General features: G+C 63.0%; 19 protein-coding genes. 9 read left to right on the top strand and 10 right to left on the bottom strand.

Going from position 1 to position 22,897, the window contains the following annotated elements; genetic code table 11:
- Positions 1–7: 7 nt before the first annotated feature.
- The 5 genes from GGD40_RS06585 to GGD40_RS06565 all read right to left on the bottom strand — a co-directional run bounded on the left by GGD40_RS06585 (position 8) and on the right by GGD40_RS06565 (position 5,212).
- Positions 8–1,345 carry an NAD(P)/FAD-dependent oxidoreductase gene (locus tag GGD40_RS06585; protein WP_179743165.1) on the bottom strand — a complete coding sequence of 446 codons (1,338 nt, stop codon included), beginning with the start codon at positions 1,343–1,345 and terminating at the stop codon, positions 8–10.
- 26 nt (positions 1,346–1,371) lie between these two features.
- Entirely contained in the window at positions 1,372–2,172 is an 801-nt protein-coding gene (locus tag GGD40_RS06580) for an amino acid ABC transporter permease (RefSeq protein ID WP_179705724.1), read from the bottom strand.
- A gap of 77 nt (positions 2,173–2,249) precedes the next feature.
- A complete protein-coding gene (locus tag GGD40_RS06575) occupies positions 2,250–3,068 on the bottom strand; it encodes an ABC transporter substrate-binding protein (protein WP_179705722.1) in 819 nt (272 codons plus the stop codon).
- Positions 3,069–3,119: 51 nt separating this feature from the next.
- Positions 3,120–3,860: an amino acid ABC transporter ATP-binding protein gene (locus GGD40_RS06570; RefSeq protein ID WP_179743164.1), complete on the bottom strand. Its 741-nt coding sequence runs from the start codon at positions 3,858–3,860 to the stop codon at positions 3,120–3,122.
- A 29-nt stretch (positions 3,861–3,889) separates the two neighbouring features.
- Positions 3,890–5,212, bottom strand: coding sequence for an NAD(P)/FAD-dependent oxidoreductase (locus GGD40_RS06565; protein ID WP_179705719.1), 1,323 nt, complete (start codon positions 5,210–5,212; stop codon positions 3,890–3,892).
- A 139-nt stretch (positions 5,213–5,351) separates the two neighbouring features.
- Here GGD40_RS06565 and GGD40_RS06560 point away from each other — a divergent pair, with 139 nt between their 5' ends.
- Positions 5,352–6,254, top strand: coding sequence for a LysR substrate-binding domain-containing protein (locus GGD40_RS06560; protein ID WP_179743163.1), 903 nt, complete (start codon positions 5,352–5,354; stop codon positions 6,252–6,254).
- 180 nt (positions 6,255–6,434) lie between these two features.
- Here GGD40_RS06560 and GGD40_RS06555 read toward each other — a convergent pair whose 3' ends face one another.
- On the bottom strand, positions 6,435–7,376 hold the full coding sequence (locus tag GGD40_RS06555; protein ID WP_179705717.1) for a LysR family transcriptional regulator: 942 nt from the start codon (positions 7,374–7,376) through the stop codon (positions 6,435–6,437).
- Between the two features lie 123 nt (positions 7,377–7,499).
- Here GGD40_RS06555 and GGD40_RS06550 point away from each other — a divergent pair, with 123 nt between their 5' ends.
- Both GGD40_RS06550 and cqsA read left to right on the top strand, forming a co-directional pair.
- Entirely contained in the window at positions 7,500–8,921 is a 1,422-nt protein-coding gene (locus GGD40_RS06550) for an aldehyde dehydrogenase family protein (protein ID WP_179743162.1), read from the top strand.
- A 226-nt stretch (positions 8,922–9,147) separates the two neighbouring features.
- A complete protein-coding gene (gene cqsA, locus GGD40_RS06545) occupies positions 9,148–10,443 on the top strand; it encodes an alpha-hydroxyketone-type quorum-sensing autoinducer synthase (protein WP_179743161.1) in 1,296 nt (431 codons plus the stop codon).
- Positions 10,444–10,462: 19 nt separating this feature from the next.
- Here the strand turns inward: cqsA and GGD40_RS06540 are convergent, their stop codons facing one another.
- From GGD40_RS06540 to GGD40_RS06530, 3 genes are all read right to left on the bottom strand, one after another.
- A complete protein-coding gene (locus tag GGD40_RS06540) occupies positions 10,463–11,488 on the bottom strand; it encodes a response regulator (RefSeq protein WP_179743160.1) in 1,026 nt (341 codons plus the stop codon).
- The gene (locus GGD40_RS06535; RefSeq protein WP_257030363.1) at positions 11,485–12,840 is read right to left on the bottom strand and encodes a sensor histidine kinase; all 1,356 of its coding nucleotides are present in this window, start codon (positions 12,838–12,840) and stop codon (positions 11,485–11,487) included. Before GGD40_RS06535 ends, GGD40_RS06540 begins: the two co-directional genes overlap by 4 nt.
- A 272-nt stretch (positions 12,841–13,112) precedes the next feature.
- Positions 13,113–13,916: a helix-turn-helix transcriptional regulator gene (locus GGD40_RS06530; protein WP_179705709.1), complete on the bottom strand. Its 804-nt coding sequence runs from the start codon at positions 13,914–13,916 to the stop codon at positions 13,113–13,115.
- 123 nt (positions 13,917–14,039) lie between these two features.
- Between GGD40_RS06530 and GGD40_RS06525 the strand changes: the two genes are divergently transcribed.
- The 6 genes from GGD40_RS06525 (at position 14,040) to GGD40_RS06500 (ending at position 21,841) form a co-directional block, all read left to right on the top strand.
- Positions 14,040–15,443: an APC family permease gene (locus GGD40_RS06525; RefSeq protein ID WP_179743159.1), complete on the top strand. Its 1,404-nt coding sequence runs from the start codon at positions 14,040–14,042 to the stop codon at positions 15,441–15,443.
- 18 nt (positions 15,444–15,461) lie between these two features.
- Positions 15,462–16,586 (top strand): P1 family peptidase, encoded by a 1,125-nt coding sequence (locus tag GGD40_RS06520; RefSeq protein ID WP_179743158.1) that lies wholly within the window; start codon positions 15,462–15,464, stop codon positions 16,584–16,586.
- A 158-nt stretch (positions 16,587–16,744) separates the two neighbouring features.
- Positions 16,745–17,998 (top strand): MFS transporter, encoded by a 1,254-nt coding sequence (locus GGD40_RS06515; protein ID WP_111934680.1) that lies wholly within the window; start codon positions 16,745–16,747, stop codon positions 17,996–17,998.
- Positions 17,999–18,055: 57 nt separating this feature from the next.
- Positions 18,056–18,973 carry a LysR substrate-binding domain-containing protein gene (locus GGD40_RS06510; protein WP_179743157.1) on the top strand — a complete coding sequence of 306 codons (918 nt, stop codon included), beginning with the start codon at positions 18,056–18,058 and terminating at the stop codon, positions 18,971–18,973.
- A 222-nt stretch (positions 18,974–19,195) separates the two neighbouring features.
- On the top strand, positions 19,196–20,503 hold the full coding sequence (locus tag GGD40_RS06505; RefSeq protein ID WP_179705703.1) for an MFS transporter: 1,308 nt from the start codon (positions 19,196–19,198) through the stop codon (positions 20,501–20,503).
- 90 nt (positions 20,504–20,593) lie between these two features.
- Positions 20,594–21,841, top strand: coding sequence for a metal-dependent hydrolase family protein (locus tag GGD40_RS06500; protein ID WP_179743156.1), 1,248 nt, complete (start codon positions 20,594–20,596; stop codon positions 21,839–21,841).
- Between the two features lie 53 nt (positions 21,842–21,894).
- Here the strand turns inward: GGD40_RS06500 and GGD40_RS06495 are convergent, their stop codons facing one another.
- Positions 21,895–22,833 (bottom strand): DMT family transporter, encoded by a 939-nt coding sequence (locus GGD40_RS06495; RefSeq protein WP_179743155.1) that lies wholly within the window; start codon positions 22,831–22,833, stop codon positions 21,895–21,897.
- Between the last annotated feature and the right edge of the window lie 64 nt (positions 22,834–22,897).

The following is a 22,897-nucleotide window of genomic DNA, read 5'->3' as shown; positions in this document are numbered from 1 at the left end:
CGGCTCCCTAGAAGCCCGCGTCGATCACGATTTTCGTGCCGTCGCTGAAGCGGTTCAGACGGAATGCGTGAGGATTGACGAGCGGCGTGTCGTTGGTGACGAGGTCCGCCATCAGTTGGCCGGCTGCTGGGCCAATGCCGAATCCGTGGCCTGAAAAGCCGGTGCCGATAAAGAGCCCCGGCACGGCATCCACGCCGGAGATCACGGGAATCGCATCCGGCGTGACATCCATATAGCCTGCCCAACGCTGCGCGATGCGCGCATCGCTGAGCTGCGGAAACACTTTGATGAACTCATGCAGGCCACCGTCCACGTAAGCGGGGATCGGTTCGGGATCGAGCGTGCGGGCCTGTTCGAAGACCGTAGGCTGATCGAGCGCCCAATGACGCGGACGACGCAATTCTTCGAAGAAGCGCGCGCCGATGCCGATCCGCAGCGAACCCAACTGGCTCTTCAACGCTTCGATGTATTTGAAGAACAGACGGAAACTGTCGGGCGTCAGATCGCTGTAGGTGCGAAAACCGTATGCCACGGTATAACCGCCGTCCGCGCGCTTGCGAAACGCGAACTGCTTGTTGCTGGCGCTGCAGGTCGGGCCGCCTTCGATCGGCTCGGTGCGCAGGACCGATGCGCGCACCAGCAATTGGGGCAGGTCGACATCCAGATTGCCGCAGAAGAGCCGCGACCACGCGCCACCGGCCACCACGACGCTTTGACAACGAATCGTGCCGTGCTCGGTGACGACCGCGCTAACCCGGCCGCCGCTGGTTTCGATGCCGCGCGCGGCGCAGGGCGTCAGAATCTTGACGCCGCGTTTGCGTAAAGCATTGGCCATCGCGGGCGCGGCTTTTTGCGGCTCGGCGCGTCCGTCACCGGCCGTATATAAACCGCCCTTGAATGTTTTCGTGGCGCCCGGCAGCAAGCCGGCCACTTCTTTCGAGTCGACCTGGCGTGTATCGAATGCATCGCCTGCCATGGCGCGGGCATGCTTCAGCCACGTGCGATGGTCTTCCATGACCTTGTCGTCCTCGGTCATGTAAAGAATGCCGCACTGATTGAAGCCGGTTTCGATGCCGAGCGTTTCGTCCATCTTGCGCCATAGCTTCAGGCTTTCGATACTCAGCTCGAACTCGCGCATGTCGCGGTGCGTGACGCGCACCCATCCCCAGTTGCGGCTGGACTGCTCGCCCCCGATATGACCTTTCTCGCAGAGCGCCACGCGCAAGCCCTTATTGCTGAGAGACAGCGCGGTGCTTACGCCGATAATCCCGCCGCCGATCACGACGACATCCACTTCTGCGGGTACGTTCGTGTCGTCGGCGACGGTGTCGACTTTTGGTCCCATGTTATTCGGTGCCCTGCGGATAGCGGTTATTGATGTTGTTCGGCGATGCTGGCGTTGGTCCTGGCGTTGGCTGATTCGGCCGCGGATGCCTGAGCCTTGCGTTGCTTGCGGGTCGCGGAGCCTTGACGCGGATTCGCGAAGCGATTGGTCCAGCGATCGATGTGATTGATCGCGTGCGTCAACGGCACGGTGATCAGCAGATAGACCGCGCCGGCCGCCACCAGCGGCGACAGATTGGCGGCATTCACCGAAGTATTCTGCCCGATCGTGAACAGATCGCGCTGCGAGGTCAGCAAGCCGAGGAAATAAACGAGGCTCGAATCCTTGACGATCGAAATGAACTGATTGGCGAGCGCGGGCAGAATGCGCCGGATGCCTTGCGGCACGATGACGTGACGCATGCTGCTCCAATACGTCATGCCCAGCGCCTGGCAGGCCGAGAGTTGTCCGCGCCCCACGCTTTGAATTCCGGACCGGAAGATCTCCGCGATATACGCCGAGGAAATCAGGCCGAGCGCGACGATCGCGAGCGGGAACGGATTGGGGCCGAAGATCGACAACCCCACCGGCGCCAGCCCCTGGCCCACCAGCAGAATGACCAGCGCCGCGGGCAGACCGCGAAACACGTCGATGAATACCTGAGCCGGCAGCATCAACCAACGCGTATGCGATACCGCCATCAACGCGAGCACCATGCCCACGACAATACCGACCAGGGTCGAGAACAGCGACAGCACCAGCGTATTGACGAGGCCGGTGCACAGCAGCGCCGGCAGCGAGCCGATCAGCAAGGGCCAGTCGAGAAAATTCTGCAGGAATGCATTCATGACGCGCTCCTATCTATGCGTCGGCGGCAAACATGTTGCCGCGCTGACTTCCACTGAACATCCAGTTGGCTCACCGCTCAACTGCCGGTCTTCATGGCGTAGGGCGGCAGGCTGGTCGGCTTCGGATAGCCCGGGTGGAATTTCTCGTAGAGCTTGAGCCACGTGCCGTCGGCGACCAGTTGGTCGAGCGTCCTGTTCAACGCGGCCTCGAGTTTGGCATTGCCTTTGTGCACCGGAAAACCGGCGGGCAGATTCACCGCGGAGATATCGAGTTTGTCGGCAATACTCAGTTGCGGATACTTGCTCTGAAGACCGGCCACGAGCGTCTTGTCGACGAAGTAGCCGTCAATGTACTTCGAGCGCAACGACAGGAAACCCGCGTTCAGATTCGGAAAGCGTACGATCAGCGCGCCGGGCAGGTAGCTGTCCGAATACGTGTCTTCGATGGTGCCTTGCACGACGCCGATCCGCTTGCCTTTCACCGAAGCCGGATCGCTCGAAATCGGGCTGTCCGGCAAGGTCGCCACGCTGAGCAGGCCGGTCAGGTAGCCCTCGGAGAAGTCGACCATCTTCAGACGATCCTTGGTGATGGAGATCGACCCGGCGGCCAGATCGATCTGCTGATTCGCCACGCTCGGCAACAGGCCGCTAAAGTCTTGCGCACGGAAGTCGGCGCTCAGGCCGAGTTTGGCGGCAATCGCGCGAAGCAGTTCGACGTCGAAGCCGGTCATCGTGCCGTTGTCGATGTACGAATACGGCTTGTTGTTCGCATCCACGCCGGCGATCAGCTTGCCGGGCGTCAAGGTGCCGACGTCGTCGGCATGCGCCGGGGCGGCGGCTGTCAGCGAGAGAGGAACGACTATCGCAACGAGGCTGAGAAAGTGGCGAAACCGCATGATGTTTGCTCCGTCGAAGAGACCATTGGCCAAAAGAAAATTACGGGAAAGTCAGTGCAGGATCCTGGAGAGAAAGTCACGGGCGCGCGCCGAGCGCGGACGGTCGAAGAAAGCGTCTTTCGTGCCGTCCTCGACAATGGTGCCTTGATCCATGAACACCACGCGATCGGCCACGCGCCTCGCGAAACCCATTTCGTGCGTGACGCATAGCATCGTCATGCCTTCCTGCGCCAGTTCGGTCATCACGTCGAGCACTTCGTTCACCATTTCCGGATCGAGCGCGGAAGTGGGTTCGTCGAACAGCATCGCGACCGGGTCCATCGAAAGCGCTCGCGCAATGGCGACACGTTGTTGCTGGCCGCCCGAGAGTTGCGACGGAAACTTGTCCTCGTGAGCGCGCATGCCCACGCGTTGTAATAGCAGGCGTGCCTTGTCGGTGGCTTCATCACGACTTCTCCTCAACACGCGGGTTTGCGCGAGCATCAGGTTCTGATGGACGGTGAGATGCGGAAACAGTTCGAATTGCTGGAACACCATACCGACACGTGTTCGCAGTTCGGCGAGATCAGACTTTTTCATCGCGGACGGTTTGCCGGCCACGGTGATGCCCGCCGCCTCGATCGCGCCTTGCTGAATGGGTTCGAGTCCATTGACGGTTTTGATCAGCGTCGATTTGCCGGAGCCGGACGGTCCGCAGATCACGACGACTTCGCCCGCCTGAATGCGCGCCGAACAATCGCTCAGCACCTGATGTTCGCCATACCATTTCGACACGTTCTGCAGCGAAATCATCTGCGGCTCCTGGTTGATATCGACGTGTTTCACGACAGGGCGGCGCGTGCGCGGCCGTCCCACAGGTCGTCGAGTTGGTAGAGTGCGGTGCCGACCGGCACGGCCCAGCGGCTCGCCATGCCCGCGGCGCTGATTGGGAACGAGCCCTCGCCGAACGCGCCCGGCGCGGCGTCGAGGCCAAGCAGGTGCCGCGCGACGCGCTGCCCGAGATAACTCATCAGCGCGACGCCATTGCCATTGCAGCCGAGCGCATGGTGAATGCCATCGTGCACGCCAATATGCGCAAGCCTGTCTCCGGTCATCGCCACATAGCCTTTCCATGCGTGCGTGACGCGCACGTCGCGCAGCGCGGGCCAAAGCTCGATCATCTTCGCGTACAGAATTCGCGCGGCCTCGCGTTCGCTCACTTCGCGAATGGCCGGCCGCGAGCCGAAGATCATGCGGGTGCCGTCCGGCGAGGGCCGCGTGTAAAACAGATTGCGTTTCGAGTCGCTGATCATTCTGCGGCCGGGGTTGAGCGCGGCCATCAGTCCGGCGGGCAGCGGCTCGGTCGCGATCTGGTAACTCGCCACCGGCAACACGCGCCGCGACAGGAACGGCAATAGCGGGCCGGTGTAGCCGTTGGTGGCGACCAGCACCTGCTTCGCGTCGATGCGACCGCGGGCGGTGTGCACATGAAAGCGCGTGCCGTGCCGCTCGATTCGCTCCACCGCGGCGTGCGAATGCAGGCTCGCTCCCCGTCGCCGCGCAAGCTGTCGTAGCGCGCGATGATATTTGGCCGTATGCAGGCCGCCGTATTCATCGACAAGAATGCCGCCGTAGTAGTAATCCGAGCCGATCAGCGCGCGTTGTTCCGCGCGAGGAATCACGTGCACCGTCACGCCGGTTTTCTCGCGCAGCAGATCGCCCTGTTTGCGCAGATGCTCAAAATGTCCTTGCGTGAAGGCGCCGAAGAAGCGGCCGGTGATCTGCAGATCGGCGTCGAGCGCTTCGTCGACGATGATTTGTTGCAGGTATTCGAAACTCGCCATCGATTCGCGCATCAGGCGGCTCAGGCGGTCAGGGGAGACGCCTCGAATCGCGTTGGTCAACGCGAGCTTTTGCCCGCTCGACACCATCCCGCCGCTGCGTGTGCTGCCACCCGCGCCGAGTTCCGCGGCGTCGAGCACGGCGACGCTCGCGCCCTGACGCGCGGCTTCCGCGGCAGCGGACAGGCCGCAGTAACCGCTGCCGACGATCGCCAGATCGACGCGCTCGGGCAACGGCTCGCGCGCCGTTTCGGGCGGCGCCGCGTCCCACCAGTAGGGCGCGAGCTTGAAATCGTCGTGAAAAAGTAGTGCGTCGGGTCGCATGGAATCTTCGCGGTTGACTGTTGCGACCCAGTGTAGGTTTGCGCCGTTTATCCGGTCAAATACGGACAAAAACGTCTGCCATTCATTTTTGATATGGCAAGCTGATCAACAGGTCGCGTTAACTGACAGGGCGGGCAGGGTGAATCAGCGGCAAATCGAGGCATTCAGGCTGGTGATGCTGCGCGGGTCGATGACGGCGGCTGCCGAGGAGCTCGGCACGTCGCAGCCGAGCATTAGCCGGTTGATTGCCGAGCTGGAGGAATCGACCGGCCTCGCATTGTTCACACGTAACGGCGGCCGGATACAGGCCACGGATTCGGGCAGCGCGTTCTATCGCGAAGTGGACCGGAGTTTCGTCGGGCTGGAGAAGCTCGCTCATTCGGCCCGCGAGATTCGCCAGCTCGGGACGGGACGTTTGCGGCTCGTGGCTGCGCCGGTGCTCGCGTTGTCGTTTGTGCCGATGGTGCTCGAGCGCTTTCTCGCGGCGTATCCGCGCATTGCGGTGTCGCTGGAAATGCGCAGCGAAGGGACGATCCAGCGCTGGGCGTCGGCGGCGTATTGCGATATCGGTTTCGCCACCACCACGCCGGATGCGTTCGGTGTCACCAGCGCCGAGCTGTATCGTCTGGCGGGCGTATGCGCGCTGCCGGCCGGGCATCCGCTTGCCGCGCGCCAGCAGATTCACGCGCGCGATTTGCGCGATCAAAGTCTGATCCTGCCGTCGTATGCCGACGACACGCGTTCGTCGCTCGACCGGGTGTTGCGGCAAGCGGAAACGAATCAGGTGCCGACTATCGAAACGCCTTATGGCGCGACGATTTGCGCCATGGTGTCGCGCGGGTTGGGGATCGGCATCGTGAACCCGCTGGCCACGCTGGATACGAACCCGGAGCGGATCGTGTTCCGTCCGTTTTCCCCCGACGTGATATTCCGCGGGTTTACCGTTTGCCCGCAACTGCAGCACACCAATCCGATTGTCGAGGCTTTTCTGGCATTGACGACCGAAACGATGCGAGAGATGGCCGGGCGGTTTGCGGCGTGATGGAGGATCGATGATGGCGTTGTCACGGTAGCGGGGTGTGTAAGCAGGCCAGTGCGATCAACAGCGGGCATTTGACGTCGGGGAAGTTTATGGACGGAGCGATATAAGAAAAACAGGCGTTATATTCGGCATGTTCAATTTTCCCCGAATCCACAACCCGAGCGGCGAACACTCGGCTCTTCAACCCTTCGCCTTCACACGCCTCCCCGCCACCGTCCCCCGCACCTTCTTCCCCACCACCCCCTCCCGAATCACCCCAATCAACGCCCGCAACGCCGCCGGCACATGCCGGCGCCCCGGATAATACAAACACAGCCCATCCATCGGCTGAGTCCAATCCGCGAGCACCCGCACCAACGTGCCGGCCTTCAGATCCGCGGCAACATTCCACTCAGTCAGATAAGCCAAGCCAAGCCCCGCACGCGCAGCTTCCAGCATCAGATTCGGTTCATCGAGCGTCAGCACACCTTTACCGTCGACACGCACCGTCTCCCCGCGCCGCTCGAACTCCCACTGATAAATCCCGCCACTCGGCATCCTGCTGCGAATACAGCTATGCGCATGCAAATCCGCCGGCGTACGCGGCGGTTTATAACGCGCGAAATACGCCGGGCTGCCGACCACAGCGAACCTTTGCTGCTGCCCGAACGGCACCGCGATCATGTCCTGCGGCACGATGTCAGCGAGACGTATCCCAGCATCGAAACCATCGACGACGATATCGATCAACCGCCCCTCGGTGACCAGATCGAGCTTCACATCGGGATAGCGCTGCAGGAAGTCGATAAACATCGGCATAGCCTGCCGCGCCGCGCCTACCGACGAGTTGATGCGCAATGTCCCCGCCGGCGTGTCGCGCAAGCTACCAGCCTGTTCGATCGCGCCGCGAATTGTCGCGATCGCCGGCGCCACGCTGTCGACAAACTGCGCGCCCGCTTCAGATAGCGACACGCTGCGCGTCGTACGGTTAAAAAGCCGCACGCCCATACGCGCTTCCAGCGCCGCGACCGCATGACTCAGCGCCGACGTCGACACACCGAGCTCAGTCGCGGCCGCCCGAAAACTACGATGACGCGCAACGGCCAGCACCGCTTCCAGTTCACCCAGTCCCGAAGTTCTCATTGTCCTAAATCATTCAACAAGTCATGCCTGATTGTACGGCTAGTCATTGCAATGAGTTCGATCTATCTTCTACCTGTCAACCCATTCCCCGCAGCGGGAACGAAAAAAGGAACCGAACCCACCATGCAACTCATCGACAAAATCTATATCGACGGCCAATTCGTCACGCCGCACGGCAGCGAATTATTCGACCTCTTCAACCCAGCCACCGAGCAGGTAATCGGCCGCGTGCGCCTTGCCGACGCGCAGGACGCGCAAGACGCCATCTCCGCTGCGAAGCGTGCGTTCGCAAGCGTCTCCCGCACCACCAAAAGCGAACGCATCGCAATGTTGAAGCGGATGCACGAAGCCGTCGCCGCGAAAGAAGACGAACTCTACGAAGCCATCACCGAAGAATACGGCGCACCCGTATCGCGTGGCCGCTGGATGGCGCAACACGCGAGCAACGTGTTGCTCGAAGCGGCGAAAGTCTTGCAGGACTACGCGTTCACGCGCCGTGCCGGCACGGCCGAAGTGGTGATGCAGCCCTTGGGCGTCGCGGGTCTGATTACCCCGTGGAATAGCAACGCGGGCTTCATCTGCGGCAAGTTGGCGACGGCGTTGGCGGCGGGCTGCACGGCGGTCATCAAGCCGAGCGAAATGAGCGCGATCCAGACGCGCATCGTCACCGAAGCGCTGCACGAAGCAGGCTTGCCCGCCGGTGTGTTCAACATCGTCACAGGGCGCGGCGAAACGGTCGGCGCGCAGATCAGCGCGCATCCCGACGTCGCGAAGATCTCGTTCACCGGTTCCACCGCCGTCGGCAAGTCGATCTTGCGCACGGCGTCGGAGACCCTGAAGCGGGTGACGCTCGAACTCGGCGGCAAGTCGCCGGTGATCGTGCTCGACGACGCCAACTTCGACGAAGCCGTGCCGCTCGCGATTCAGGCCGGTTTCATGAATAGCGGTCAGGCCTGTATCGCCGGGACGCGCATTCTGGTGCCGCGCGAACGGCTCGCGGAATTCGAAGCGCGTGTGCAACAGGAGGTCGCGCTCACGCAAGCAGGCGATCCACGCGATCCCAACACCACGGTCGGCCCCATGGTCAGCCAGAAACAGTGGGAACGCGTGCAGCGCTATATCCGTATCGGCATCGACGAAGGCGCACGCCTGATCGCGGGTGGCGAAGGGCGGCCCGACGGCATCGACGCCGGCTGGTTCGTGCGCCCGACCGTGTTCAGCGACGTTACCAACACCATGACGATCGCGCGTGAAGAGATCTTCGGCCCGGTTCTGTCGATCATCGGTTACGGCGATACGGAAGAGGCGATTGCGATCGGTAACGACACGCCGTACGGTTTGCAGGCGTACGTGCTGTCGCGAGACAAAGCGCGGGCCCATGAAGTCGCGTCGCGAATCGAAGCGGGACGCGTGCTCGTCAACACGCTCGCGCATGAACCGGCCGCGCCGTTCGGCGGTTTCAAACAATCCGGTATTGGGCGCGAGTACGGCACCTTCGGAATCGAAGCGTTCCTCGAACCGAAATCGTTGCTTGGCGTGTTGTGACGACGCACCGGGATTGGCTTCGTCGTGTATCGAAAAATGCGATGTTATGCATTGCGCATGGAGCCGCGTAAGCCACTCGGTACCGACGTGCCGATTTCATCAAATACCGCTTGAAAAAGACCACTTTCTAGCAGGATTGCTCGTCCGGTTTTCCTGACACGTCATAAATGACAGGCTCACTATGGACCCGCTGACCGCTATTGGCAGCCAACCATAAGGAGCTTGTATGAAAAACGTTCTCGATCCCTTGACGCAAGGGCAACGGTATCCGCACGCCGCGTTGCCGGACTTCGTGACCTCGCGCGTCGAGCGCTATTTCCATGAGCGTGTGCAGCAAACATGGGGAGGCGGCCACATCATGCGCGGTCGTCTGCCCGGTGCCGATGCATTGCATCTGTCGAGTAACGACTATCTGGCGATTGCCCGGCATCCGGACATCATCAACCGGACCGCCGACACGTTATATGCGGACGGCAACGGCCTGCTCATGTCGGCGGTGTTCCTGCGCGGCGACTGTCCGCTGTCGCTGTTCGAAAACCGGCTCGCGAAATGCATGCACGCGGAAGCCGGCGTGCTGTGTCAGTCCGGCTACGCGGCGAATATCGGCCTGATTCCGGCGATCGCCACCGCGCAGACCCCCGTCTATCTCGACATGATGGCGCACATGTCGTTGTGGGAAGGGGTGCGCATTGCGGGCGCGACAGCCATCGCGTTCCGCCATAACGACGCGAGCCATCTCGAGCAGCAGATCGCGCGGCACGGGCAGGGCGTGGTGCTGGTCGATTCGATCTACAGCACGAACGGCAGCGTCTGCCCGCTCGTCGAATTCGCGAACGTGTGCGAACGGCATGCGTGCGTGTTCGTCGTCGATGAATCGCATTCGCTCGGCACGCACGGTCCGCACGGCGCGGGACTCGTCGTCGAACTCGGACTCGAGTCGCGTGTTGCGTTTCGCACCGCCAGTCTCGCGAAGGCGTTCGCCGGCCGGGCAGGCTTTATTACCGCTGCAGCCGACTTCCAGGAGTACTTCAAGTACAGCGCCAATCCGTCGATCTTCAGTTCCACGCTACTGCCGCATGAGTTCAGCGGACTGGACGCGACCTTGTCGGTGATCGAAGAGTCGGACGAGCGGCGCACGAGATTGGCCGCGAGCGCCGCGTGGTTGCGCGAGCGCCTGACGGAACTAGGGTACAACCTGAACGGCAGCGAGAGTCAGATCATCGCGCTCGAAGCGGGCACCGAGCAACGCACGATCGTGTTGCGCGATGCACTGGAGGCGCGCGGCATTTTCGGCTCGGTGTTCTGCGCGCCCGCTACGCCGCGCAACCGCGCGCTGATTCGCTTATCGGCTCACGCGGCGTTGACGGATGCCGAGCTCGAGCGGGTGGTGAGTGTTTGCCGCGACATTCGCAGCGAGGTCGAACTCGACAAATGGCCGTCCACGCGTCGCCTCGGCGACGAGTTGTCGCCACGCCGACGCAGCCGCGAACGCACGGAAGCGGACAGCGCGGTAGCGGCCTGATAGCCGCCGGACATGGCGCTCAGTTCCTCGAGCGCCATGTCTTTTCCATATCGCGGTCAAGCTTCTCGAGATAGCTGTCGTAGCTGATCACCCGTTCCAGATCGAGTCCAGGCGGATTCGGAATCACCGCGTACACGTACTCCTGCCGGCCGCTCAATCGCGTTGCGGGGTACATGTAGTCTTCCCACGTCGTGCATTGCGCGGGGTAGTCGCCGTCGGATTGCCAGAAGTAGGGCAGACGGCGGTGGCTATCGAGCTCGGCCAGAAAAGCCGCGGGCGCCTCCTGCGCAACGGCGATCTCACGCACGCCGCGCAACGTTTCCGGCGTATGGACGATCAGCAGATACGTGCTGCCTTTACTGTCGAGCATCAGCAGACCGCAAGGACTGTACGAGAGGTAGTGTTCGACGATGCCGAGCGCGCTGGAGAGCTCGGCCACGCGCGTGGCCAGCACCTCGTCGCGCAGAAAGGCGTACTCCGACAGGGCCAGCGTATCGAGTATCGAGTGGCAAATGTTGTCGAAATAAGCGTTCTGCATGTCGCGCACCGCGCGATTCAGTGACGAGATCGCCGACACGTCCTGTTTGCGGATGAAGCGGTCGATGATCCCCTCGTTGAAACTCTGCACGGCGATGTGCTCGTCCGCCTTGCCGGTCAGCATGATCTTGCGCACGGCGGGGTCGGTCATGCGGCGGCAGAATTCGAGGCCGTTCATACCGGGCATGTCGTAGTCGACCACCACCACCGAGGTCGCGCCAAAACGCTGCGCGTTGTGCACCTGGTTGCGCACGGTGTTGACGCTCAGCGAAATGACCTGCTGCGCGACGTCCTCGTCGGTACGGTCGCGGAACGGCGCGAAGATCGGCTGGTTCGGCGAACTCGGCCTGGGGCTGCTGTTGACGAATTGCAGCGCTTCGGCCGGCGCGCTGAAGAGCTGAAATGCGAGCTGCGAGTCGAGTTGCAGGCAAAGATTCGACAGGAAGGTCGGACTGTCGTCGACGAAGGTGACGGTCGTCGGAAAATAGAATGGCTTGATCGTGCTCATGTTCCTGTTCCAGCTCGGGGGAAGGTCAAGGTGAATTCGGTAAACATGCCCTCGACAGATTGACAGTCAATAGCGCCGCCCATGTCGCGCATCACGTCGCGGCAAAAAGCCAGGCCGATGCCGGTGCCGATCGACGCGTCGTCGACGCCGGCCGGCGACGTGTAGAAGCGGGTAAAGATGTGCGGCACCACATCGGGTGCAATGCCCACGCCGGTATCGCGGAACAGCAACTGGTTCGACCGCGGCCCGGTCACGAGCCGGATCGAGATCAGCGCGCTGTCGACGCTCGCCATGCTGCGCAGCGCGTTCTTGAGCAGGTTGAACAGCACGTGGGTCATCAGCATGTCCGCGCCGTGAAACGTGAAGTCCGTCGCGAGGTCGGTAAGCACCCGCTCGCGTTCGCCGTCACGAAACGGATAGCGTTCGAGCGCGGCTCTGACGCACTCGCCGATCGAGCAATGCAAGGTGCCGTGCGAGAAGCCGCCGGTAAAGCGCGCATTCGCGAGCAACATGTCGATGATGGCGTTCGAATGCAGCGCCTCCTGTTCGATCCGGGAGATGACACCGTCCATCGACTGAAGATGGGCCCGGCGGATCTTCGGCACCGGCAGTTCGCCCTGTTGCGCGATCGAATAGGTTTCCAGCAGCGACGGCAGATAGCGGCCCAGACCTAAAGCGCCCGCGCGAATCGCGAGCAGCGGGGTCCGCAACTCATGCGCGATGCTGCCGGCGGTGGCGAGCATGGCCCGCTCCTGCTCGATCCGGATGCGCTCCATGTCGTAGTTCGCCAGCACGCCGATCGCCACGGCGAACGAGAAAATCGCGAGATGGGTGGGATAGGCCGTGTTGAAGACCGCGGGATGGGTGGTCAACCAGTAGGCGAGGCACGCTACGCCGATGCCGATCACGAAATTGAGCAGCAGCATCAGCCAGTCGAGCAGCAGCACGAGCACGAAGGCGGCGATCAACGCGCTCTGGATCCACACGTCGGAGCCGTTGTTCTTCAACAGCATGAAGGTGAAGAAAAACGGCAACGAATAGAACACCGCCGCGTACCAGTAGTACGGCATGAAGCGCTTGAGCGATGCCGGCCAATGCTCGGCGAACAGCATGGGCATGAACAGCAGGGAGCCGACGATCCGCAGCGGCAGATTCTCGTAAGGCTGCGGAAACAGATCGTGCCAGACGTAGAAATAAAGCGGAAAGCCAATGACCGCGATGATCGCGAGAGGACGCATCCGGTTGTGCATGTACTGCAGGTTGCGGCCGGCGGGGACGAATGCCTGCGCGAGCAGCGCGCGCAGTGACGTGAGCTTGCGAATGCCCCACGGCGATACTCGGGTTGTACTCATCGGTGTCGAATAGGAATCTGCCAGAAATATCCGGATGAGCGCTCAGCCTGACGATCGTTTTCCCCGTGCCTCGCCGCCTGAACGGTGAGGCAGGCGGCTGCAGCGCCCGATCCGGCCATTACATCATATTTATCGCCGTTGTTTGAACGCGAATTGAGCGGATTGTCGATGTGCCGACTCAGCTAGGAGTCGTTTATGCTGCATGCATTAAACCGGCTGCCGGCCGTGGGGAACGGCGTGAGAAAGCGGGCGTGAGCGCAACGCAGAATCGCCTACTGTTCCTCATGCCCCAGTGCCTGAATGAACAACGAAAACAGCTCCGGCTGCGTCGAGATGCCGAGCTTGTTGTAGAGATTGCGCCGATGCACCTTCACCGTCTCCGGCGAAATCGCGAGTCGCTCGGCAATCGCTTTCGAAGAATTGCCGCGCAGCACGAGCCGCGCGATCGACATTTCCCGTTCGGACAGCAACTCCGCGCCGAACCCGGCGAGCGCACGCTCGACCCGGCCCGACAGATCGCCGCTGTCGGCGCGCTTGCCCGGTTCGGTGGCGAGGCGCGCCTGGTGCTGACGGATCGTCGCGATCAGCCAGGGCGCGCAGACCGCCAGACGTCCAAGCGCCTCGACGTCGAAGCGCGTTTTCGCGCCGAGCGACAACGACACCACGTCGTGCGTCGGCGCGAGCTTCACGATCAGTTGCAATTCGTCTTCGCCGACTGCGTCGCGGAAATAACTCAGGAAGTATTCGCTCTGCCGGAACAGATCGGGCGCGACCTCTTCGAGCCGATAGAGGCCGTCGGCGAGACCGTCGTGCGCGGCCTGCAAAAACGGATCGAGCAGGTACAGCCCGTTCAGATAAAGCGGCACCGGCGACGGTACGTCCGTGCCGCCGGTATCGAACTCGTCGAGCACGCGCGGCACGCCGTCGGGTCCGATCAGTACCGCCAATGCGTTATCGAACGGCATCACTTCGTCGAGCAGAAGAATCAGATTGCGCCAGAACCGGGGGCCGCCCAGATGGTCGATCACGCGCGCCAGCGCTTGATGCATCGCTACTTCCGTGAACAGTCGATCCATGCGTCTCCACCTAATTGGCGTAACCCCAAGCGGTAATAGCGGCGCGCAAATTGGCTTCCTACACTCCGCCCAACGGTGCTCAAGTATGGGCGCTGAAAAAATCATTGCAAAGGAGAGAGGACGATGGCGATCACCGAAACATCGGGCGCGGCGCAAGCCGTCTCTGTCGAGCTGGGCACGTCGCACTCGCTGAAGCAGTCGCTCAGCGTGCGCGACGTGGTGATGATTACCGTATCGGGCGTGACGCCCGCCAGTTCGATCTTCGTGATCGCGCCGTTCGCGATCCAGCAGGCCGGCAGCGGGGCGGTGCTGTCGTTCCTGCTGGGCGGCGTGCTCGCGCTGGCCTTCGCGCTGTGTTACGCGGAATTGAGCGCGGCGCACCGCAGCGCGGGCGGCGAGTATGTGATGGCCAAGCGGGTGTTCGGCGCGTTGCCGGGCTATCTGACCTTCATTGCAGTGCTGGCGGTCAGCGTGTTCATTCCGGCGGTGCTGGCGAGCGGCGCGGCGCCTTACCTGAACAACGCGCTCGGCACGAGTTTCGGCAATCAGTCGGTGGCGCTGGCGATCGTGGTGCTGAGTTACGTGCTCGGTATTCTGAACATCAAGACCAACGCGTGGATTACCGGCGCGTTTCTGACGGTCGAAGTCCTGGTGTTATTACTGATTGCCTACCTCGGTTTCTCCGAGCCGCATCGCGCGTTCAGTGCGTTGGTTCATCCGGAACTGGCGAGCAAGGGCACGCTGATTTCGGCGACCGCCGCAGCGATCATTCCGGCCGTAGGCACGGCGATTTTTTGCTACAACGGCTTCGGCGCCGCGGTGTTTCTCGCGGAAGACCTCGAAGGCGGCAATCGTAACGTGGCGAAGGCGGTGATGTTTTCGCTGCTGGTGATCCTGCTCGTCGAACTCGTGCCGTTGACGGCGATTGTGCTCGGCGCGCCGTCGCTGATCGATATGTCGAAGAGCGCCGATCCGATCGGCTACGTAGTGCGCGAACTGAGCAACCCGACGGTGATGCGCGTGGTGAGCGCGGGGATTTTCCTGTCGGTGTTCAACGCGATCATCGCGATCGTGATTCAGGTGGGACGTCTGCTCTATAGCAGCGGACGGCACGCGTTGTGGGTGCGTAGCTGCAATCGCGCGTTCACGCATATTCATCCGCGTTTCGACTCGCCGTGGCTCGCCACGTTGACGCTCGCGATTCCGTCGACGCTGCTGCTGTTCGTCTCCAGCCTCGACGACCTCACGGCGTTCACGGTCGATCTGCTGCTGGTGATCTACATGGTGATCGCGCTGGCGGCGCTCGCGAGCCGTATCGTGCGGCGCGACGTCGAGCATCATTACCGCATGCCGTTGTGGCCGCTGCCGCCGCTGGTGGCACTCGGCGGCGCGGGCTACGTGTTGTACACGACGATGCAGAGCGCGGCCAAGCCGACGGATCTGTACATCATCGGCGGATTGTTGGTGTTGGCGCTCGCGATGTACGCGGCGTGGGCACGTCATAGCGTGACGTTTCGCGAACTTTGAATCGAAGGAAGACAGGCAATGCGTACGAGAGAACTCGGCATCCGTATCGGACGTGGCACACCAGGGCGTTTCAATGCGATTACCGACGTCGCCGGCGTCCGGGTCGGGCATCACACGTTGAACGTCGTAGCGGGGGACGCGTCGGTGCATACCGGCGTGACGATCATCGAGCCGCGCGCCGGCAGCGCGCGGTTGCAGCCGTGCTTCGCGGGTTGTCACGTGCTGAACGGCAATGGCGACGCAACCGGCCTTGAATGGATCCGCGAAGCCGGTCTGCTGACCACGCCGATCGCGTACACCAATACACACAGCGTGGGCGTGGTGCGCGACGCGCTGATCGCCGCCGAGCGCGATGCGGTGGCGAGCGACGTCTACTGGTGCATGCCGGTCGTGCTCGAAACCTTCGACGGGTTGCTCAACGACATCTGGGGGCAGCACGTCACTGCGGATCACGTGCAGCGGGCGCGTGCCGAAGCGCGGTCCGGCGACGTGGGGGAAGGCAACGTCGGCGGCGGCACGGGAATGATCTGCCACGAGTTCAAAGGCGGGATCGGCACGGCGTCGCGGGTGTTGAAAACGGGCGAGGGCGGCTGGACCGTCGGTGCTCTGGTGCAGGCGAACTATGGACGGCGCGACGCGCTGCGCGTCGCCGGTTATCCGGTGGGCGAAGTGCTGGAACAGGTGCATTCACCGTTTCGCGAGACCGCGGACGGGCGCACCGGCGAAGCGGGCATGGGCTCGATCGTCGTGACCATCGCCACGGACGCGCCGTTGTTGCCGCATCAATGCACGCGGCTCGCGCAGCGCGGCAGTGTCGGTATTGCGCGGATGGGCGGCGGCACGGAAGACCCGAGCGGGGATATCTTCCTCGCGTTTTCCGTGGGCAACTCGGGCTTGCCGGTCGCGAACTATGGACGCGTCGGCGCGCCGACCACCGCCGTCGAGATGGTCAATAACGATCACATGTCGGCGCTGTTCTCGGCCGCGGCCGAGGCGGTCGAAGAGGCGATCGTCAACGCGCTGCTGGCCGCAAAAGATCTGACCGCACGCGGCGCTCGAGCGGAAGCGATCGGCGCGGAGCGCCTGCTCGCCGCGCTTCGCGAAGTGGGATGGCGGCCCGATAGCGAAAGCCGTCGAGCCTGATTCGTCGCGCGGCGCGCTCGCTATGTGGGACGCTTCATGGCATCGAAACGCCGCGTAATAAGTCCTGCAATGGTCCGTGCGGCGCGGAATCACACGAGCGCCGATCTTGCTCTAAACTAGCTGCCGCCCCCGCCAGCCTAGTCAAGAGCAAGATATCGATGCCTCCCGCGCCCGCCGACCCCTCACCCGTCAGTTTGCCGAAACACCCTGCGTTTCAACGTTTCTGGTGCACCCGCATTCTCTCCTCGCTGTCATTCCAGATGCTCGCCGTGGCAATGGGCTGGCATATCTACGCGCTCACCCATAGCGCGTTCGCATTGGGCCTCGTCGGCCTCGCACAGTTTCTGCCGATGTTCGTGCTGACGCTCGTGGTCGGCCAGGTCGCCGACCGTTACGACCGCCGCCGCATCGCCGCGATCTGCCAGGGACTCGAAGGCGTCGCGGCGCTGCTGTTCGCTTGCGGCACCTTCGGCGGCTGGATCAGCGCGCCGGTCATCTACGTGCTGGCGGCCTGCGTCGGCGCGGCGCGCGCGTTCGAATCGCCCGCGGTCGCGTCGCTGTTGCCTGCCGTCGTGCCGCGCGGCCAGTTGCCGAAAGCGACGGCGTGGGCCACGTCCGCGAATCAGACCGCGCAGATCGCCGGTCCCGCGTTGGGTGGTTTGCTGTACGGCATCGGTCCCGGCGCGGCCTATCTTGCGTGCATGCTGTCGTTCGCCGCGGCGGCTACCGCCGTGTGGGGGATTCCGCTCCAGGCCCGGCCCGCCAATCGCGCACCGGTCACGCTCGAATCGGTGTTCTCGGGCATCGCGTTCATTCGCAAGCAGCCGGTGATTCTCGGCGCGCTGTCGCTCGATCTGTTCGCTGTGCTGTTCGGCGGCGCGACCGCCTTGTTGCCGGTGTTCGCGCGCGACATCCTGCATACCGGTCCACTCGGTCTCGGTCTGTTGCGCTCCGGCACCGCGATCGGCGCGCTCGCCGGCACCGTGTGGCTCGCGCATTTTCCGTTACGCAAGCGGCCCGGCGCGGCGATGTTCGGCGGCGTGATCGCGTTCGGCGCGGCCACGGTGGTGTTCGGGCTGTCGCATGATTTCTTCGTGTCGCTGTTCGCGCTGATGGTGCTGGGCGCGTCCGATACGATCAGCGTGGTGGTGCGTCTGTCGCTCGTGCAATTGCGTACACCGGAGGAGATGCTCGGACGTGTGAGCGCGGTCAATTCGCTGTTCATCGGTACGTCGAATCAGCTCGGTGAATTCGAATCAGGGGTGACGGCCGGATGGTGGGGCGCGCAACCCGCCGTACTAGTGGGCGGCATCGCGACGATTGCGGTCGCGTTGCTGTGGATGCGCTTCTTCCCGGAACTCAAGCGCACCCGTACGCTGGAACCGGAAGACGGGCTCGCGCCGAGCCGTTGATCGAAGCGGCCTGCGCGGCCGCTATGATGGCGTCATCGTCATCCGGTTCCCGTCATCATGCGCATCGCTCCCTTGCCCCCGCTGCAGTGCCTCGTCGCATTCGAATCGGCCGTGCGGCATGCCAGTTTCACCAAGGCCGCCGCCGAACTGCATTTGACGCAGAGCGCGATCAGCCGGCAGATCGCTCAACTGGAAGACTTTCTCGGCCGCTCGCTGTTCGTGCGAGAGCACCGCGCGTTACGTCTGACGATCGCCGGTGAAGGCTACGCGAAGCAGGTGCAGTGGCTGCTCGCCAGTTGCTCCGAAGCGACCCTCGACGTGATGAAGCATTACGGCGATCAGGAACTGACGATTGCGTGTTCATCCGGCGTCGCCGTGTTGTGGCTCACGCCGCGGCTCGGCGCGTTTCGTGCCGCGCATCCGAACGTCAAGATCAGAATGATCGTGCGCGACGGACTCGCGTCGCTGTCGCCCGCGGAATTCGACGTGGGTCTGTACTACATACGCCAGCGTGCCGAACCGCATTTCACCGCGCGTCGACTGTTTGACGAAGAGGTGTACCCGGTGTGTTCGCCCGGCTATCTTGCCGGCCGCGTGCTGGACCCGGCAGCGCTCGCGCACGAAACCCTGCTGGTGCAGGAAGACGGTCAGCGGCAATGGATGTCGTGGTCCGAATGGTTCGGCTTCAACGGCGTGCAGTTACCGGCCGTGCCGCGGTCGGTCGTCGTCAATCATTATCCGCAACTCGTGCAGATGGCGATTCTCGGCCAGGGCGTCGTGCTCGGCTGGCGCAATATGATCGACGCGTGTCTGAACGAAGGCCTGCTGGTGCGCGCCACGCACGCTTCGGCGAGCCATGGCGGCGGCTATTACGTGGTGTCGCCGAACGACCGCTCGCAGAACCAGGCGGCGCGCACGTTCACACGCTGGTTGTTCGAGCAGGCCGAAGAACAACGCGGCGGCGTGCTGACCTGAAACGCTCCGGAACGGCCTGAAACACTGTGAAAACAGTTTCGCATGCGCTGTACGCATGCATGCATGCGAATCTATCGTTTCGAAAACAATTCTGGTCTCACTAGGATCGGCGTTATGCATGCGAAGGCGCCGTTTAAGGTTCGAGGTTCGAGCACGGCGCGGCGAGTTGCCGATACTTCCGCCTGCCTCCCGCGTGACACGCGGCCGATGAGGAAAGAGACCATGCAAGGAACGCTTGTATCCAACGCCACGATGTCCGTCGATACGCTCGCGCGGCAACGGCGCCGCGCCATTGTCGCCACCGTGCTCGGCAACGGGCTCGAATGGTTCGACTTCACCGTCTACAGTTTCTTTGCGGTCATCATTGCCAAGCTGTTCTTTCCGACCGGTAATGAGCTGAGTTCGCTGCTGCTCGCCGTGGCCACCTTCGGCGTGGGATTTTTCATGCGTCCGGTGGGCGGTATTGTGCTGGGCGTGTACGCCGATAAAGTCGGACGAAAGGCGGCGCTGTCGCTGACCATTCTGCTGATGGCGCTCGGCACCGCGCTGATCGGCCTCGCGCCGACTTACGACCAGATCGGTCTGTGGGCGCCGGTGCTGATCGTCGTCGCGCGCTTGTTGCAAGGCTTTTCGGCCGGTGGCGAGATGGGCAGCGCCACCGCGTTTCTCACCGAATACGCGCCGGTGGAAAAGCGCGCGTTCTATTCGAGCTGGATTCAATCGAGCATCGGCTTTGCAGTGTTGCTGGGCGCGGCGGTCGGCACGTTCGTGACCGCGAGCCTGAGCGCCGACGCGCTGCATTCGTGGGGCTGGAGAATGCCGTTCCTGATCGGCATTCTGATCGGGCCGGTCGGCTATTTCATTCGCAGCCGCATGGATGAAACACCCGCCTTCAGCGCCGTCGCCGACGAAGCCAAAAACGATTCGCCGCTCGCCGAAGTGCTGCAACGTTTTCCGCGCGAGACCTTCGCGAGTTTTTCGATGGTGATTCTGTGGACCGTTTGCACCTACGTGCTGCTGTTCTATATGCCGACGTATTCGGTGCGCACCTTGCACCTGCCGCAATCCACCGGTTTTTCGGCGGGCATGTTCGGCGGTTTCATGATCATGTGTTTCGCGCCGGTGGTCGGCAAACTGGCGGACCGCTTCGGCCGCCGCCGCTTCCTGTCCGGCGCCGCCGCCGCGATTTTGCTACTGGCGTGGCCGATGTTCGCCTATATCAATCGCGCGCCGGGACTGGCTTCGCTGATGGTGTTTCAGGGCGTGTTCGGTCTGCTGATCGCGATGTACACGGGGCCGATCCTGGCTGCGTTTTCCGAGCTGTTTCCGACCAAGGTGCTGTCTACCGGGCTCTCCGTTGCCTATAACTTCGCGGTGACGATTTTCGGCGGTTTCGCGCCGTTCTTCATTACGTGGCTGATCGCGTCGACCGGCAGCAATATGGCGCCCGCGATCTACGTGATGATTGCCGCGGCCATCAGCCTCACCGGTACGTTCTTCGTGCGCGAGTCGCGTCACCTCGACACCTGAGTCAGCCTGAGTCAGTCTGCGCGCGGCCATTGCGCGCCGCGCGAATTCCTTCATCCAGTCAAGTCGGTCAAGTCAGTCAGGAAGACAGCAATGAGCATTACGGTAATCAGCGGCGGCAACGTACTCGATCTGACGCAGGGCGCGTTGCTCGAGCATCATCATGTCGTGATCGAAAACGGCCATATCGTCGAAGTCACCGATCGTCCGGTGGACCTGCCCAACGCACGCGTGATCGATGCGCGCGGCAAGACGGTGATGCCTGGGTTGATCGATTGTCACGTGCATGTGCTCGCTTCGCGGGCGAACCTCGGTGTGAACGCCGCGCAGCCGAATATCCTCACCGCGATTCGCGCACTGCCGATTCTGAAGGCGATGCTCGGTCGCGGTTTTACGAGTGTGCGCGATGCGGGCGGCGCGGATTGGGGTTTGACTCAGGCGCTGGAAAGCGGCCTGATTCCCGGGCCGCGCATTTTCCCGTCGGGCAAGGCGCTGTCGCAGACCGGCGGTCACGGCGATTTCCGGCCGCGTGGCGACACGCTCGAACCGTGTTCGTGCGCGTTCCGTGCGGGGGCGATCGCGCGCGTGGTCGACGGTGTGGATGCCGTGCGGCTCGCCGTGCGTGAGGAGATCCAGAAGGGTGCGACGCAGATCAAGATCATGGCGTCCGGTGGCGTCGCGTCGCCGACCGACCCGATCGGCAACACGCAGTATTCCGAGGATGAGATCCGCGCGATCGTCGCCGAAGCGCAAGCGGCCAACACCTACGTGATGGCGCACGCTTACACCGGCCGGGCGATTTCGCGCGCGATCCGCTGCGGCGTGCGCACGATCGAACACGGCAATCTCGTCGACGAGGCCGCCGCGAATCTGATGCGTGAGCATGGCGCGTTCGTCGTGCCGACGCTGGTCACTTACGATGCGCTTGCCAAACACGGTGCGGATTACGGCTTGCCGGCCGATTCGCTCGCGAAGATCGAAACCGTGCGGCAAGCGGGCCGCGACTCGTTGCAGATCTACGCGAAGGCCGGTGTGCCGATGGGTTTCGGCTCGGACCTGCTGGGCGAGATGCACACGTTCCAGAGCGACGAGTTGCGGATTCGTGCGGACGTGCTCGGCAATCTGGAGGCGTTGCGTTCGGCGACTACGATTGCGGCGGAGATCGTCGATCTGAGCGGCAAGCTGGGTGCAGTGAAGGCTGGTGCGATTGCCGATCTGCTGGTGGTGGACGGCGACCCGCTCAAGGATATCGGCCTGCTGACCGGGCAGGGCGAGCGGATCGCGTATGTGTTGCAGCGTGGCGAGGTGGTCAGCGAACGGGGTGCCGTTGCGTCGCGTTGAGCTGTGAGCGGGATGGCCCGCTGCTGTAGAAGACGACGCACGCGGGCGCTGTTTCAGGCGTCCGCAGTGCGCACTCGCCATGCGGTCCAGCGCACCGTTGCCAGAACGGATGCCGCGACGATCAGCGCACCGCCGACCCACGCGCTCACCGAAATCCGTTCGCCCAGCCACAGACAGGCGAACAGCGCGCCGAAGGCCGGTTCGCTGCCCATCAGCAACGACACGCGGGTCGGACTGCTGCGCTTGATCGCGAAGTTCTGCGCGAAGAACGCGAACAGCGTGCACGCCAGCACCAGATAGGCGATGTAACCCCAGAACGCCGGATGCCCTGCCAGCGAAGGCACCGCCCGCCACTGTTGCGGCGCGAACAGCAAAGCCGCCGCCGCGCTGCCGAACGCCACCACGCCCGATTGAACGGCGGTCACCGTCAAAGGCGGCAACGCCGAATCGCGCATGACCCGCTTCGTCACACAGACCGTTAACGCACGCAGCAGGGCCGCCAGCAGAATCAGCGCGTCGCCGGGATTGAGGCTGAGCGCGCCGTCGCCGGCCAGCAGCCATGCGCCCAGCAGCGACAGCGCCACCGCCATCCATTCGACGCGGCTCGGCCGACGCTTGAGCATCATCCATTCGACGAGCGGCGTCAGCACCACGCACAGGCTGATCAAAAACGCGGCGTTGGCGGCGCGCGTCAGCAGAATGCCGAAGGTTTCGCAGAGAAAGATGCCGAGCAGTAGCAGGCCTGCGATCGAGACGCCGCGCAGGGTGCGGGCGTCGGCTGCGCGCAGGTGACGCAGCGCCGGCGAAAGGATCACGAAGGTGATGCCGAAGCGCAGCGCGAGCAAACCCAGCACCGGGTAGAACACCAGCGCGCTTTTGACCACGCCGTAGCTGGTGCCCCAAACGACCGCGACGGCGAGCAGCATGAGATCGGAGATCAGGAGCAGGCGTTCCTGTTTCTTTTGTTGGGCTTGTTGGGCGTGTTGCGACATGACGGACCTCTGGCGGATAAGTGCGTATTGTCCGGTTTTGCGTCTGAGGTGATAATCGGGTCGC

The organism is Paraburkholderia bryophila (assembly GCF_013409255.1).
Lineage (GTDB): Bacteria > Pseudomonadota > Gammaproteobacteria > Burkholderiales > Burkholderiaceae > Paraburkholderia.
The sequence above is the reverse complement of the archived record's forward strand: the minus strand, read 5'-3'. Positions and strand labels throughout refer to the sequence as shown.

What these genes read in the sequence shown, in the direction of transcription:
- GGD40_RS06580 (WP_179705724.1), bottom strand. Translation starts at nt 2,172, where the DNA reads ATGAATGCATTCCTGCAGAATTTTCTCGACTGGCCCTTGCTGATCGGC.
- GGD40_RS06540 (WP_179743160.1), bottom strand. Translation starts at nt 11,488, where the DNA reads ATGAGCACGATCAAGCCATTCTATTTTCCGACGACCGTCACCTTCGTC.
- GGD40_RS06565 (WP_179705719.1), bottom strand. Translation starts at nt 5,212, where the DNA reads ATGCGACCCGACGCACTACTTTTTCACGACGATTTCAAGCTCGCGCCC.
- GGD40_RS06555 (WP_179705717.1), bottom strand. Translation starts at nt 7,376, where the DNA reads ATGAGAACTTCGGGACTGGGTGAACTGGAAGCGGTGCTGGCCGTTGCG.
- GGD40_RS06505 (WP_179705703.1), top strand. Translation starts at nt 19,196, where the DNA reads ATGCAAGGAACGCTTGTATCCAACGCCACGATGTCCGTCGATACGCTC.
- GGD40_RS06585 (WP_179743165.1), bottom strand. Translation starts at nt 1,345, where the DNA reads ATGGGACCAAAAGTCGACACCGTCGCCGACGACACGAACGTACCCGCA.
- GGD40_RS06510 (WP_179743157.1), top strand. Translation starts at nt 18,056, where the DNA reads ATGCGCATCGCTCCCTTGCCCCCGCTGCAGTGCCTCGTCGCATTCGAA.
- GGD40_RS06535 (WP_257030363.1), bottom strand. Translation starts at nt 12,840, where the DNA reads ATGAGTACAACCCGAGTATCGCCGTGGGGCATTCGCAAGCTCACGTCA.
- cqsA (WP_179743161.1), top strand. Translation starts at nt 9,148, where the DNA reads ATGAAAAACGTTCTCGATCCCTTGACGCAAGGGCAACGGTATCCGCAC.
- GGD40_RS06550 (WP_179743162.1), top strand. Translation starts at nt 7,500, where the DNA reads ATGCAACTCATCGACAAAATCTATATCGACGGCCAATTCGTCACGCCG.
- GGD40_RS06515 (WP_111934680.1), top strand. Translation starts at nt 16,745, where the DNA reads ATGCCTCCCGCGCCCGCCGACCCCTCACCCGTCAGTTTGCCGAAACAC.
- GGD40_RS06520 (WP_179743158.1), top strand. Translation starts at nt 15,462, where the DNA reads ATGCGTACGAGAGAACTCGGCATCCGTATCGGACGTGGCACACCAGGG.
- GGD40_RS06570 (WP_179743164.1), bottom strand. Translation starts at nt 3,860, where the DNA reads ATGATTTCGCTGCAGAACGTGTCGAAATGGTATGGCGAACATCAGGTG.
- GGD40_RS06575 (WP_179705722.1), bottom strand. Translation starts at nt 3,068, where the DNA reads ATGCGGTTTCGCCACTTTCTCAGCCTCGTTGCGATAGTCGTTCCTCTC.
- GGD40_RS06530 (WP_179705709.1), bottom strand. Translation starts at nt 13,916, where the DNA reads ATGGATCGACTGTTCACGGAAGTAGCGATGCATCAAGCGCTGGCGCGC.
- GGD40_RS06525 (WP_179743159.1), top strand. Translation starts at nt 14,040, where the DNA reads ATGGCGATCACCGAAACATCGGGCGCGGCGCAAGCCGTCTCTGTCGAG.
- GGD40_RS06495 (WP_179743155.1), bottom strand. Translation starts at nt 22,833, where the DNA reads ATGTCGCAACACGCCCAACAAGCCCAACAAAAGAAACAGGAACGCCTG.
- GGD40_RS06500 (WP_179743156.1), top strand. Translation starts at nt 20,594, where the DNA reads ATGAGCATTACGGTAATCAGCGGCGGCAACGTACTCGATCTGACGCAG.